Consider the following 13,778-nt stretch of genomic DNA (forward strand, 5'->3'; position numbering starts at 1 on the left):
GGGCAGTGTCGAAAGCGACGAACCGAATCACCGTTCCAGGAGGCTTGGATGCGCAACGACGGGAAAGTGGTGCCTTTGCACCGGGCGACTGCCGATCTGGCGGACCACTCGCCGCTTGCCCGCTTGCCGGTGATTCTGCTGCAGGTTCGCGACAAGGCTGCGCAGCAGCTGCGCCACGATTTGCAGGAATTGTTCGATAACGCTGACGACACGCTGTTCGAAATGGCCGACCGGGCGCGCAACGATGTCGATCAGAACATTTTTTTTGAAGCCATGCGCGACCTGCGCCTCAAGCGCAAGAACATCGAGCGTGGCTTTCTCGAATTGTTTTTCGAAGCCTTCGCCGGCCTTACCCAATACGACCCCGCCGCCAACACCCTGCCACGCACGCCGGTGGTCGAAGAGTCGGCGCCGCGCACCGATGCCATGGAGCGCACCGTCGCCGTGCAGACCATGGTCAGCCGTGTGCTCAAGCGCGACGGCTTCGCTCTCGACCAACTGACCGCACGCTTCAGCTCGATGCTCGGCAAGCGTCTGGACGATCAGCACAACCCGCTGAGTCCGGCGATGCTCTGCGAATATTTCCTGCAGGCCGGACGTAACCTCGGCGTCGAGATCAAGGTCAAGCTGATCCTGCTCAAGCTGTTCGAACGCTATGTGCTGGCTGACACCGAACAGTTGTATGGCGAGGCCAATCAGTTGTTGCTCGCCACCGGCGTGTTGCCACATCTGAAACCCGCCGTGGCTCGTCGCATGGTCGAGCCTGCGGACAGCGACACATTGATTGAAGATCTCGACGAGCCGCCAGCGGACGAAGGCATCGAGGAAGTGTTCGCCGCGATGCAGCAATTGCTCGCCCAGGTCCGCGGCCGCGTCACACCGACCCTGGAGCCCGGCGCACCGGCGCATCCGATCAACACCCGCGACCTGCTGCGGTTGTTGTCGCACTTGCAGCAATACGTACCGGCGCTGGAGGCTCAGGAAGATTTCGATCTGCGTCATCAGCTCGAACAGTTGCTGACCCGGGTCAGCGTCAGAAGCGGCAGGTCCCGCGTTGTCGCGACTGCCGACGAAGATGTGATCAACCTGATCGCCATGGTTTTCGACTGCATCCTCGACGATCGCAATGTGCCCGATGCGCTCAAGGCGCTGATCGGCCGATTGCAGATTCCGATGCTCAAGGTTGCGGTGCTGGACAAGAGTTTCTTCAGCCGCAGCACGCACCCGGCGCGGCGCCTGCTCAACGAAATCGCCGAGGCCGCAATGGGCTGGAGCGATTGCGACGGCGCTGAGCGCGACAACCTCTATGTGCGCATCGAGCAAGTGGTACAGCGCTTGCTCAGCGAGTTTGTCGACGACCCGGCGATCTTCTCCGAACTGCTCGCCGACTTCCTCGCCTTCACTCAGGAAGAACGTCGTCGCACTGAACTGCTGGAACAACGCTTGCGTGATGCCGAGGAAGGCCGGGCAAAAGCCGAACTGGCTCAGCATCGCGTTGCACAGGCGTTGCAGCAGGCTCTGCTGGGCCAGGTGCTGCCGGCGACGGTGGTCAGTTTCGTCCAGCAGGCCTGGAGCAAAGTGCTGTTGCTGACCTGCCTCAAGCACGGTGATCAGTCCGCCGAATGGCACGCCGACGTGCAGACCATGGAGCAGTTGGTCTGGAGCGTGCAGCGCCATGACGACGGCGAATCCAGCCTGCGCCTGCTGGCGCTGGTGCCGGGCTTGCTCAAGTCGCTGCGCGATGGCCTGAGCAGTACCGCGTTCGACCCGTTTGCCACCAGCGAATTTTTCAGCGAACTGGAGGCTCTGCACGTACGCGTGCTGGAACGTTCCGACGATGCCGAGCACAGCGCCATGCCGCTGATCGAAGTCACGCCCGAGGTCTTGCAGCACAGTGCCGACCAGGCAGCAGCCACCCCGGCGCCGCGCCTGGCGCAAGACGCTGCCGCTCTGTCTCAGGTCGAGCAGTTGCGTGTGGGCAACTGGGTGGTGTTCGACGCAGACGAGGAACAGACCTTGCGTTGCAAACTCGCCGCGATCATCGAAGAGACCGGCAAATATGTCTTCGTCGACCGCACCGGGACGAAAGTGCTGGAGCACAGCCGCACCGACCTCGCCTTGGCTTTCAGCCGTGGCGCCGCGCGCGCACTGGATGACACCTTGCTGTTCGACCGCGCACTGGAATCGGTGCTGGGCGACCTGCGGCGACTCAATCGCGGCAAGTGATCGCGCGGTGAGGGCGGATCGCGGCATACTGGGCGCCCACATGGTCGGCGTTGAAGGAATCGGTATGCAGTTGGATCCCGCGAGCGGGTGGTGTCATGGCGTGCAGATCTGCCCGTCGCCCAACTTCAATGAGCGCCCGGCGGGCGAAGTGTCCCTGTTGGTCATCCACAACATCAGCCTGCCGCCGGCGCAATTCGCCACGGGCAAGGTGCAGGAATTTTTCCAGAATCGTCTGGATGTCACCGAACACCCGTACTTTGCAGGCATCGCTGACCTGCGCGTCTCGGCGCATTTTCTGATCGAACGTGACGGCAACGTCACCCAGTTTGTCTCCTGTCTGGAACGGGCGTGGCATGCCGGCGTTTCGATGTTCGAAGGCCGTGAAACCTGCAACGATTTTTCCGTGGGCATCGAGCTGGAAGGCACCGATGATCTGCCGTTCACCGACGAGCAATATCGCGCGTTGACTGCGCTGACCCGGCAGTTGCAGAAACGCTTTCCGGCGATCACCGATCAGCGCATCTGCGGCCACAGCGATATCGCGCCGGGGCGCAAGACCGATCCGGGACCGGCATTCGACTGGGCACGCTACCGCGCCGCCCTGGTAAAAGAGGAAGGACAATGAGTTTTCTGGTGTTACTGCTGGCGCTGTGGATCGAGAAGTTTTCGGCTCTGCGCCATCGGCTTCAACGCGACGGCGGATGGATCCGCGAACTGCACAAACTCGAAAACAGCAAACGGCTGGCCAGGCAACCGTGGCTGGTGCTGACGATTCTGGTGCTGTGCCCGGTGGCGTTGCTGGCGCTGTTGCTGCTGGTGCTGGAACCTGTGGCGTACGGTTTGCTGGCGCTGCCGGTGCATTTGCTGGTGGTGATCTACAGCCTCGGACGCGGCGATCTGCTCGGCGGCCTCGGCCCGTTCCGCGATGCCTGGCGCCGTGAGGATCTGCAAGCGGCGGCGCACGTCGCCAAGCGCGATCTGGATATCTGCGCCGACAACGGCGAGCAGTTGCTCGAGCGGGTGCAAGGGCATCTGCTGTGGCAGGCCTATCAGAGTTTCTTCGCGGTGATCTTCTGGTACTTCCTCCTCGGCCCCGTGGCGGCATTGGCCTATCGCCTGCTGGCGCTAGCCGAAGAGCACGGCTGCAATCCGGCGCTGGTCGAGCGTGCTGCGCAGTTGCGTCATGCCTTCGATTGGGTGCCGGTGCGCTTGCTGGCGGCGAGTCTTGCGTTGGTCGGCAACTTCGTTGCGGTCAGCCGGGTGATGCTGCATGAGCTGCTGAACTGGAACATCAGCGCTGCGCAGTTGATCAACAAGGTCGGCCTGGCAGCCGGGGAAGTTCCACCGCCAGTGGTCGGCCCGGACGGCATCAACACCCTCGATTGCCTTTGGGAACTGCTGCTGCGTGCGGCGGTGCTGTGGTATGCCGGGTTTGCCTTGTGGACGGTTCTGGTTCACTGATTACAGCAAGATCAAAAGATCGCAGCCTTCGGCAGCTCCTACCTTGGAACGCATTTCCCTGTAGGAGCTGCCGAAGGCTGCGATCTTTTTGCTTTTGATTTGGCGATCACTGCATTGCCATTAACCTTAAGTTACAAAACCTCCCGCCGATTTACGCTATACAGAGATAGCGCCCGATAGTGGCTATCTGCTCTCGTCCCGCGCCTGCCAATAAAAACAAGAAAAACCAAGGGAGACTTCCAGTGAAGAGCTTGCTCTATCCCGCCGTCTCGCTGATGAACCGTCTGAGCTTCGGCATGAAGTTCAGCCTGATCAGCGTGCTGTTCCTGGTGCCGATGCTGGTGACCAATTTCTATCTGGTACGCGATTCCTATCGCGAATTTCAGGGCACACGCGTCGAATTGCAGAGCCTCGACCTGCTGGGCAGCAGCCTGAACCTGCGCCGGGATCTGGAGACCCTGAACAATCTGGTGCAGATCGACGTTACCCTCGGCCAGTCCGGCAAGGCCGGCAATGTCGAAGCGCAGATCCAGACGCTGGAGCAGGCTTTGCTCGCGCGGCTCGAAGGGCTGACGGCGATGACCGAAGACCCCGAGCAGATCAAGCAATTCGAGGCCAAGCGCGATGAAATGATCGCCGCGTTCAAGGCCCAGCAAGCAGAGAGCTCGCTGCAAAGCAAAAGCGCGTTGATCGGCAAGTTGCTGGCCAGTGCGCAGATTTTCAGCCAGATCATCACCAGTCAGGCCGGGTTGAGCCGCGACAACCAGAGCGACATTCGTCAGCTCAGCGAACTGGTTACGCTGATCACCCCCAGCGTCACGCAAACCCTCGGCGAAGGCCGGGCGATGGGTTCGTATTCGTTGGGCCAGGGCTTTCTCAACAGTTCCTCGAGCACGCGTTTCGACGAGTTGCTGGTGCAGATCGAAAAACTCCAGGCCGAGTACGCCCTGAAACTGCAAGACGCCCTCGGCTCCAGCAGCGCCGCACGCGAATCCCTCACTGCCCAGGCCGACACCAGCAAGGCTTCGCTCAAGCGGGCCAGCGAACTGTTCGAAGAGCAAGTGGTGATGGCCGACACCCTCGATGCGCCGTGGCAGGCATTCTACGATCAGGTCACCGGGCTGATGGAACACACCTACCAGCTCAATCAGGCCACGCTGAAATTCCTCGACAGCCAGTTGCAGCAGCGTCTGGCGCAGAACCGCACGCACATGATTCTGCAAGCCTCGGCGTTGTCGGTGGTGTTTGTGCTGATTTTCTATCTTTATGGCGGTTTCTACGCCTCGACCCGGACCACCCTGAAAAGCCTGGGCGCGATGATGGACAAGGTCGCGGCCGGTGACATGACCGTCAACTTCAAGGCCAGCAGCCGTGATGAACTGGGCGAGTTGGGCGAGGTGTTCAACGGTACGGTGAAGAAGATTCACGACTTGATCGAACGCGTGGGCCACACCGTGGGTGAGGTCGAGCGCCAGGCCGGGCAGGTGGAGAGCGTGTCGGCGCAGAGCAATCAGGCCGTGGCCGGGCAGCGCTCGCAGATCGAACAAGTGGCGACGGCGATGAACCAGATGTCGGCGACCTCAATGGAAGTCGCTCGCAGTGCTGCGGCCGCGGTGAGCAGCGCCCACAGCGTCAACGACGAAACCCTCAGCGGTCGTGGTCTGGTGGAATCGCAGCAGGGCAGCATTGCCGCGCTGGCCAGCGAAATCGATCAGTCGGTGCTGGTGATCAATCAACTGGCCAGCGACAGCCAGTCGATCAGCCGTGTGCTTGAGGTGATCAAGAGCATCGCAGAACAGACCAACCTGCTGGCGCTCAATGCGGCGATCGAAGCCGCGCGAGCCGGCGAGCAGGGGCGCGGTTTTGCCGTGGTCGCCGACGAAGTACGCACCTTGGCCAAACGCACCCAACAATCGACCGAAGAAATCGAGCAGATGATCGCCAAGCTGCACGGTGGCGTCGGCGCGGCGGTGAAGGCCATGGGCGTCAGCCATCAGATGGCCAACGGCACGGTGGGCCAATCGGAGAAGGTCCAGCAGGCGCTGGAAAACATCCTTGGCGCGGTGGGCATGATCGTCGATCAGAACCAGCAGATCGCCGCCGCCGTCGAACAGCAGACCGCCGTGGCCCACGACATCGACCAGAATATCGTCGAGATCAACCGTGCCGGCGAACGCACGGCGCAAGGCGCGCACCAGACCGAAGATGCCAGCCGCGCGCTGTCGGCGCAGGTGGTTGAACTCAAACAACTGATCAGCGCGTTTCGCGTCTGAATCCCACATCATCCCTCTGTAGGAGCTGACGAGTGCAACGAGGCTGCGATCTTTTGACTTTGCCTCTGAAGATCAAAAGATCGCAGCCTCGTTGCACTCGTCAGCTCCTACCCGGGTACGTGTTACCAGCCGAAGACTTCGCAGCAGTTGGCGGTGCTGGCGTTGGCCAGTTGTTCAGGCGTGATATTCATCAGCTCGGCCAGCGCCGCGCAAATCGCCGGCAGATGCGCCGGGCTGTTGCGCTGGCCGGGGAACATGGCGGGGGCCATGTCCGGTGAGTCGGTTTCCAGCACCACCGATTGCAGCGGCAGTTCCGGCAGGACCCGATGCATGCGCAACGCCTGCGGCCAGGTCGGAGCACCGCCGAGACCCAGTTTGAACCCGAGCTTGAGGTATTCCCGCGCTTCCTCACGGCTGCCGGCGAAGGCGTGGATGATGCCGGCGCGTTTGAGCTTGAAGCGCTTGAGCGTGGCGATCACCGCTGCGTGGCTGCGGCGTACGTGGATCAGCGCCGGCAACTCGAAGTCCGCGGCCAGTTGCAGCTGCGCTTCGAACAACGCCTGTTGCCGTTCGCGATCGAGGTTTTCGATGAAGTAATCCAGGCCGATCTCGCCCACCGCACACAGCTGACGATTTCCGCGCAAGCGCGTCAGCCAGTCCCCCAGCGCGCTCAAATCTTCGGGGCGATGCTGATCGAGAAATACCGGGTGCAATCCGAACGCCGCATACAGCTCGGCATCGCTCTGCACCAGATCCCACACCCGTTGCCAGTTGCCCTGATGCACGCCCAGCACGACGATGCGCCGCACGCCGAGGGCGCGGCTTTCGGCCAGCAGCGCCGCGCGATCGGCGTCGAAGTCGGGGAAGTCGAGGTGGGTGTGGCTGTCGATCAGCTCCACGATTCAGTCCCGATGAATACGCTGCTTGAAGGTCCGCGCAATGGCTTGCACGCCCGGTTGGTAGTCGTCCTGTTCCACGGCGGCCAGCGCCAGTTCCAGGGCCTTGTCGGCGATCAACTGGTGTTGCTGGGACATGGCATTGACCGGCAGAGGCAGGAAATCCAGCAACTGCGTGTCGCCGAAGGTGCCGAGGCGCAGCGGCCGCGATTTCAGCGGGAAATCATGCAGCGCATCGAACACGCCTTGCAGCAGCACGTAGGAAGTGGTCACCAGCGCGTCAGGCAAATGCCCCAGACGCTGCAGGAGTTCTTCCATCAATTGCTTGCCGCACTCGCGGCTGAACGACTCGGCGTGCTCGACCAGCACCTCGCCTTTGAAATCGTTGAGCGCTGCGCGGAAACCGGCGGCACGCTCCTGGCTGATGCTCAGCTCCGGGCGGGCGCCGAGCAGCACGATCTGCTTTGGCTGCGGATCGAGCAGACTTTGGGTCAGATGCAGGCTGGCCTCGCGGTCGTCGCTGATCACCGAGCAGAAATGCTCCGGCTCCATGACCCGGTCGATGGCGATGATCGGCAGCCCCTTGGCCTGCAACTGCCGATAGCTGTCATCACCGGCCGGCAGGCAACTGGCGACGATCAGCGCATCGCAGCGACGCGCGCGGAACAGTTGCAGCAACTGGCGCTCGCTGTCCGGCGCGTCGTCGGAGCTGGCGATCAGCAATTGATAACCGCGCGCCCGCGCGCCTTGTTCGAGCAACTTGGCGATCCGCGCGTAACTGGGGTTTTCCAGATCCGGCAAGATAAAGCCCAGGGTGCGCGTGTGCCGACTGCGCAGGCCGGCCGCTTGCGGATTGGGCGTGAAGCCGTGCAGATCGACCACCGCGCGCACGCGCTCGACGGTCGCGTTGCTGATGCGTTGCTGTTCGGCCTTGCCGTTGATGACGTAGCTGGCGGTGGTGACGGAGACGCCGGCCAACCGCGCGATATCACTGAGTTTCAACCCGGTATTTCCTTGTTTTTTCGAGCATGCCGCGACATTTTCGCCAATCCTACCCGATAAGGGCAGTCGACTTATTGCCTGGGCAGATCCGACCAGTTGGACTTCAAGGATGAGACATTATCGAGTAACGTGCCGATCAATCTAGATTAAACGTTTCAGCAAGCGTATTTTCTACGTTTTAGACGCCTTTGGCCGGTCCTGCCGTGAAACCGCCAAAACTGCCGCTGAAAAGCGCGGCAGAGCGCCTAAGCTGTGAACCATTCAAAACAATACCTGGCGTGAACTGCGCCAAAAAGGAGATCGCATGCTCGAGCTCACTATAGAGCAGATATCCATGGGCCAGTCGGCCGTGGATAAACCCGCTGCCCTGCAATTGCTGGCCAGTCATCTGGTTGCCGACGGTCTGGTTGCCGACGGCTACCTCGCCGGCCTGCAGGCCCGGGAAGCCCAGGGCTCGACCTTTCTCGGTCAAGGCATCGCCATTCCCCACGGCACCCCGGAAACCCGCGATCAGGTATTCGCCACCGGCGTGCGCCTGATGCAGTTTCCTGATGGCGTCGATTGGGGCGATGGCCAGATCGTTTATCTGGCGATCGGCATCGCGGCGAAATCCGACGAACACCTGCGCCTGCTGCAACTGCTGACCCGCGCCCTCGGCGAGACCGATCTGGGCCAGGCCCTGCGTCGCGCCAGCTCCCCCGAAGCGCTGCTGAAACTGTTGCAAGGCGCGCCGCAGGAACTGGCGCTGGATGCGCAGATGATCGGCCTCGGCGTGTCGGCCGATGATTTCGAAGAACTGGTCTGGCGCGGCGCACGTCTGCTGCGTCAGGCCGATTGTGTGAGCAACGGCTTTGCCGGCGTGTTGCAGCAAGTCGAAGCGCTGCCACTGGGCGATGGCCTGTGGTGGCTGCACAGCGAGCAGACCGTGAAGCGTCCGGGACTGGCGTTCGTCACCCCGGACAAACCGATGCGCTACCTCGGCCAGCCGCTCAGCGGACTGTTCTGCCTCGCCAGTCTGGGCGAAGCGCATCAGGCGTTGCTCGAGCGTTTGTGCGCGTTGCTGATCGAAGGTCGCGGCCACGAACTGGGCCGCGCCACCAGCAGCCGCAAAGTCCTCGAAGTGCTCGGCGGTGAACTGCCGGCCGACTGGCCGAGTGCACGTATTGCCCTGGCCAATGCCCATGGTTTGCACGCACGACCAGCGAAGATTCTTGCGCAACTGGCGAAGAGTTTTGACGGCGAAATCCGCGTGCGGATCGTCGACAGCCAGGACAGCGCCGTGTCGGTGAAGAGCCTGAGCAAACTGCTCAGTCTCGGTGCCCGGCGCGGTCAGGTGCTGGAGCTGATCGCCGAGCCGAGCATCGCCGCCGATGCCTTGCCGGTCCTGCTCGCGGCGATTGAAGAGGGCCTCGGTGAGGAAGTCGAGCCGCTGCCGGCCGTGAGTCAGCAGCGCGAAGTGATCGCCGACATCGCCGAAGTGCTGATCGCCCCGGCCTCCGGCAGCCTGTTGCAGGCGATTCCTGCCGCACCGGGCATCGCCATCGGCCCTGCGCACATTCAGGTGCTGCAAGCCATCGATTACCCGTTGCGCGGCGAGTCGGCGGCAATCGAGCGCGAGCGCCTCAAGCAAGCCCTGAGCGACGTGCGCCGCGACATTCAGGGCTTGATCGAACGCAGCAAGGCCAAGGCTATTCGGGAGATCTTCATCACCCACCAGGAAATGCTCGACGACCCGGATCTGACCGACGAAGTCGACACCCGCCTCAAGCAAGGCGAAAGCGCCGAAGCGGCGTGGATGGCGGTGATCGAAGCCGCCGCCAAACAGCAGGAATCGCTGCAGGACGCGTTGCTCGCCGAGCGTGCTGCGGATCTGCGTGACATCGGCCGTCGAGTGCTGGCGCAATTGTGTGGCGTGCAAACCGCGAACGAACCTGAGCAACCGTACATTCTGGTGATGGACGAAGTCGGCCCGTCCGATGTCGCGCGTCTGGATCCTGCGCGGGTTGCGGGGATTCTCACCGCGCGCGGCGGTGCTACCGCGCACAGCGCCATCGTCGCCCGCGCGCTCGGTATTCCAGCACTGGTCGGCGCGGGTGCAGCGGTGCTGTTGCTCGAGCCGGGCACGCCGCTGTTGCTCGACGGTCAGCGTGGCCGTCTGCATGTCGACGCCGATGCCGCGACCCTCAAGCGTGCCGCTGAAGAGCGCGACACCCGCGAGCAACGCCTGAAGATCGCCGCCGAACAACGTCATCAACCGGCGCACACCACCGACGGCCACGCCGTCGAAGTGTTCGCCAACATCGGCGAAAGCGCAGGCGTGACCAGCGCGGTGGAGCAGGGCGCCGAAGGCATTGGTCTGCTGCGCACCGAACTGATTTTCATGGCCCACCCACAGGCGCCGGATGAGGCGACCCAGGAAGCCGAATACCGTCGCGTCCTTGATGGTCTGGCCGGGCGGCCGCTGGTGGTGCGCACGCTCGACGTCGGCGGCGACAAACCGTTGCCGTATTGGCCGATCGCCAAGGAAGAAAACCCGTTCCTCGGCGTGCGCGGCATTCGCCTGACCCTGCAGCGGCCGCAGATCATGGAAGCGCAACTGCGCGCCTTGCTGCGCTCGGCCGACAACCGTCCGCTGCGGATCATGTTCCCGATGGTCGGCAGCGTCGAAGAGTGGCGCCAGGCCCGCGACATGACCGAACGCCTGCGTCTGGAAATTCCAGTCGCCGACCTGCAATTGGGGATCATGATCGAGGTGCCGTCGGCCGCGTTGCTTGCGCCAGTGCTGGCCAAGGAAGTCGACTTCTTCAGCGTCGGCACCAACGACCTGACCCAATACACCCTGGCCATCGACCGTGGTCACCCGACCCTGTCTGCTCAAGCGGACGGCTTGCACCCGGCGGTCCTGCAACTGATCGACATCACCGTGCGCGCCGCCCATGCCCATGGCAAATGGGTGGGCGTCTGCGGCGAACTGGCGGCAGATCCGCTGGCGGTGCCGGTGCTGGTTGGCCTCGGTGTCGACGAGCTCAGCGTCTCCGGTCGCAGCATTGCCGAGGTCAAGGCGCGCATCCGTGAACTCAGCCTGCCCCAGGCGCAAACCCTCGCTCAACAGGCCCTGGCCGTGGGCAGCGCGAATGAAGTACGCGCATTAGTGGAGGCCCTGTAAATGGCCAAGATTCTCACCCTGACCCTCAACCCGGCTCTCGACCTCACCGTCGAGCTGTCACGGCTGGATGCCGGTCAGGTCAATCGCAGCGAGGAGATGCACACCCACGCTGCGGGCAAAGGCGTCAATGTCGCCCAGGTGCTGGCGGATCTCGGCCATCAGGTCACCGTCAGCGGCTTTCTCGGCGAAGACAATCAGCAAGCGTTCGAAACCCTGTTCGCCAAGCGTGGTTTTGTCGACGCGTTCATCCGCGTGCCGGGCGAGACGCGCAGCAACATCAAAGTCGCCGAACAGGACGGGCGCATCACCGACATCAACGGGCCGGGCCCGGTGGTCGATGCAACGGCGCAGCAAGCCTTGCTTGATCGCTTGCAGCAGATCGCACCGGGGCACGATGCGGTGGTGGTCGCCGGCAGTCTGCCGCGTGGTGTCACTGCGCAGTGGTTGCGCGAGCTGATTGAACGGTTGAACGCGCTCGGCTTGAAAGTCGCCCTCGATTCCAGCGGCGAAGCCTTGCGCGCTGCGTTGCAGGCCAGCCCCTGGCTGATCAAGCCGAACACCGAAGAACTGGCCCACGCCCTCGGCTGCGAAGTGGTCTCGCCGATCGCCGAAGCACAAGCCGCGGCACGTTTGCATGCGCAAGGCATCGAGCACGTGGTGATCTCCCACGGCGCCGACGGGGTCAACTGGTTCAGTGTCGGCTCAGCCCTGCACGCCACGCCGCCGAAGGTCAGCGTGGCCAGCACGGTCGGGGCCGGCGATTCCTTGCTGGCCGGCATGCTCCACGGTCTGCTCAGTGCTGATACGCCGGAACAAACCCTGCGCACCGCCACCGCGATTGCGGCGATGGCGGTGACCCAGATCGGTTTTGGTATCAACGACGCAGCGCAACTGGCGCAGCTCGAACAGGGCGTGCGCGTGCGCCCCCTGACAGAACAATAAGAGGGTTTGTGATGAAGTTAGCCATTGTTACGGCTTGCCCGAACGGCATGGTCACCAGTGTGCTGTGCGCGCGTCTGCTCGATGCAGCGGCGCAGCGTCAGGGCTGGAGCACCAGCGTTGAAGTGGTCGATCCGGCGCACCCGGAACGCGAATTGTCGGCGGCGACCATCGAAGCCGCCGAGTGGGTGTTGCTGGTCACCACTGGCGCGGTGGACATGAGTCGCTTCGTCGGCAAGCGCGTGTTCCAGATCGCTCCGGCGCAGGCCTTGCAGGATGTCGAAGCGGTGCTGCGTCGCGGTGCTGAAGAAGCCGAAGTCTACGTCGCCAGCGCAGTCGAACCGGCTATTGATGCGCCACGTGCGCCACGCATCGTCGCCATCACGGCCTGCCCGACCGGCGTCGCCCACACCTTCATGGCCGCCGAAGCGTTGCAGCAGACTGCCAAGCGCCTGGGTTATGAATTGCAGGTCGAAACCCAAGGCTCGGTCGGCGCGAAAACACCACTCAGCGCAACGGCCATCGCCGAGGCTGACGTGGTGTTGCTGGCGGCGGATATCGACGTCGCCACCGAGCGTTTCGCCGGCAAAAAGATCTATCGCTGCGGCACTGGCGTTGCCCTGAAGCAATCCGAAGCGACCCTGAAAAAAGCCCTGGCCGAAGGCGCAGTGGAAAGTGCGGCAAGCGACGGCAAGGCTGCGGCCAAGTCGGAAAAAACCGGCGTCTACAAACACCTGCTCACGGGTGTGTCGTACATGCTGCCAATGGTGGTGGCGGGTGGTTTGCTGATCGCGTTGTCCTTCGTGTTCGGCATCACCGCGTACAAGGAAGAAGGCACGCTGGCGGCGGCACTGATGCAGATCGGCGGCGAAACCGCGTTCAAGCTGATGGTGCCGCTGCTCGCCGGGTACATCGCCTACTCGATCGCCGATCGCCCGGGCCTTGCGCCGGGGATGATCGGCGGTTTGCTCGCAGGCACTCTGGGCGCTGGATTCATCGGCGGGATCATTGCCGGCTTCATCGCCGGTTATGCCGCCAAAGCCATTGCCCGCTATGTGAAATTGCCGCAGAGCCTGGAAGCGTTGAAGCCGATTCTGATCATCCCGTTGCTGGCCAGTCTGGTCACCGGCCTGGTGATGATTTACGTGGTCGGCAAACCGGTCGCCGGCATGCTCGCCGCGCTCACCCAGTTCCTCGACAGTATGGGCACCACCAATGCGATTCTGCTCGGCGTATTGCTCGGCGGCATGATGTGCGTCGACCTCGGCGGGCCGATCAACAAGGCTGCCTATGCGTTTTCGGTGGGGCTGCTGGCCTCGCAGAGTTACGCACCGATGGCCGCGACCATGGCCGCCGGCATGGTGCCGCCGATTGGCCTGGGTATCGCCACCTTCATTGCCCGGCGCAAGTTCGCCCAGACTGAACGCGAGGCCGGCAAAGCAGCGTTCGTGCTGGGCCTGTGCTTTATCTCGGAAGGGGCGATTCCGTTTGCCGCGAAAGATCCGCTGCGGGTGATCCCGGCGAGCATCGCCGGGGGGGCGCTGACCGGTGCCTTGTCGATGTACTTCGGCTGCAAACTGATGGCGCCGCACGGTGGCTTGTTCGTGCTGGCGATCCCGAATGCGATCAACCATGCGCTGCTGTATCTGCTGGCGATTGTTGCGGGGAGCCTGGTTACGGCGGTGGTGTATGCGCTGCTCAAACGGCCGGAGGCTGTCGAACTACCGCTGGAGCCCGCCAAGGCCTGACCGACAACACCAAATCCCTGTGGGAGCGAGCCTGCTCGCGAAAGCGGAGTGCCAGCTGAAGATGTGG

9 protein-coding genes are annotated in these 13,778 nt (G+C 63.0%); 7 read left to right on the top strand and 2 right to left on the bottom strand.

The window, feature by feature from the left end; all coding sequences use genetic code 11:
* Window positions 1-48 precede the first annotated feature (48 nt).
* The 4 genes from AB4O12_RS25455 to AB4O12_RS25470 all read left to right on the top strand — a co-directional run bounded on the left by AB4O12_RS25455 (window position 49) and on the right by AB4O12_RS25470 (window position 5,960).
* Window positions 49-2,226 carry a DUF1631 domain-containing protein gene (locus AB4O12_RS25455; protein WP_460059917.1) on the top strand — a complete coding sequence of 726 codons (2,178 nt, stop codon included), beginning with the start codon at window positions 49-51 and terminating at the stop codon, window positions 2,224-2,226.
* A gap of 64 nt (window positions 2,227-2,290) precedes the next feature.
* The gene (gene ampD / locus AB4O12_RS25460) at window positions 2,291-2,851 is read left to right on the top strand and encodes a 1,6-anhydro-N-acetylmuramyl-L-alanine amidase AmpD (protein WP_460059918.1); all 561 of its coding nucleotides are present in this window, start codon (window positions 2,291-2,293) and stop codon (window positions 2,849-2,851) included.
* A complete protein-coding gene (gene ampE, locus AB4O12_RS25465; RefSeq protein WP_056782885.1) occupies window positions 2,848-3,687 on the top strand; it encodes a regulatory signaling modulator protein AmpE in 840 nt (279 codons plus the stop codon). Before ampD ends, ampE begins: the two co-directional genes overlap by 4 nt.
* Before the next feature lie 1,583 nt (window positions 3,688-5,270).
* On the top strand, window positions 5,271-5,960 hold the full coding sequence (locus tag AB4O12_RS25470) for a methyl-accepting chemotaxis protein (RefSeq protein ID WP_370695133.1): 690 nt from the start codon (window positions 5,271-5,273) through the stop codon (window positions 5,958-5,960).
* A 122-nt stretch (window positions 5,961-6,082) separates the two neighbouring features.
* On the opposite strand, the gene AB4O12_RS25475 is transcribed toward AB4O12_RS25470, so the two are convergent.
* Together AB4O12_RS25475 and cra are read right to left on the bottom strand one after the other, a co-directional pair.
* The gene (locus AB4O12_RS25475) at window positions 6,083-6,859 is read right to left on the bottom strand and encodes a TatD family hydrolase (protein WP_273527909.1); all 777 of its coding nucleotides are present in this window, start codon (window positions 6,857-6,859) and stop codon (window positions 6,083-6,085) included.
* 3 nt (window positions 6,860-6,862) lie between these two features.
* The gene (gene cra / locus AB4O12_RS25480; RefSeq protein WP_024011578.1) at window positions 6,863-7,858 is read right to left on the bottom strand and encodes a catabolite repressor/activator; all 996 of its coding nucleotides are present in this window, start codon (window positions 7,856-7,858) and stop codon (window positions 6,863-6,865) included.
* Window positions 7,859-8,162: 304 nt separating this feature from the next.
* On the opposite strand from cra, the gene ptsP reads away from it, so the two are divergent.
* From ptsP to AB4O12_RS25495, 3 genes are read left to right on the top strand one after another with little or no spacing between them, the layout of a single operon-like run.
* Window positions 8,163-11,024, top strand: coding sequence for a phosphoenolpyruvate--protein phosphotransferase (ptsP, locus tag AB4O12_RS25485; RefSeq protein ID WP_460059919.1), 2,862 nt, complete (start codon window positions 8,163-8,165; stop codon window positions 11,022-11,024).
* The gene (pfkB, locus tag AB4O12_RS25490) at window positions 11,025-11,966 is read left to right on the top strand and encodes a 1-phosphofructokinase (RefSeq protein WP_110646626.1); all 942 of its coding nucleotides are present in this window, start codon (window positions 11,025-11,027) and stop codon (window positions 11,964-11,966) included.
* 11 nt (window positions 11,967-11,977) lie between these two features.
* Window positions 11,978-13,711 carry a PTS fructose-like transporter subunit IIB gene (locus tag AB4O12_RS25495; RefSeq protein ID WP_073473839.1) on the top strand — a complete coding sequence of 578 codons (1,734 nt, stop codon included), beginning with the start codon at window positions 11,978-11,980 and terminating at the stop codon, window positions 13,709-13,711.
* Window positions 13,712-13,778 lie beyond the last annotated feature (67 nt).

The sequence above is a fragment of the Pseudomonas sp. S2_A05 genome, assembly GCF_054668485.1.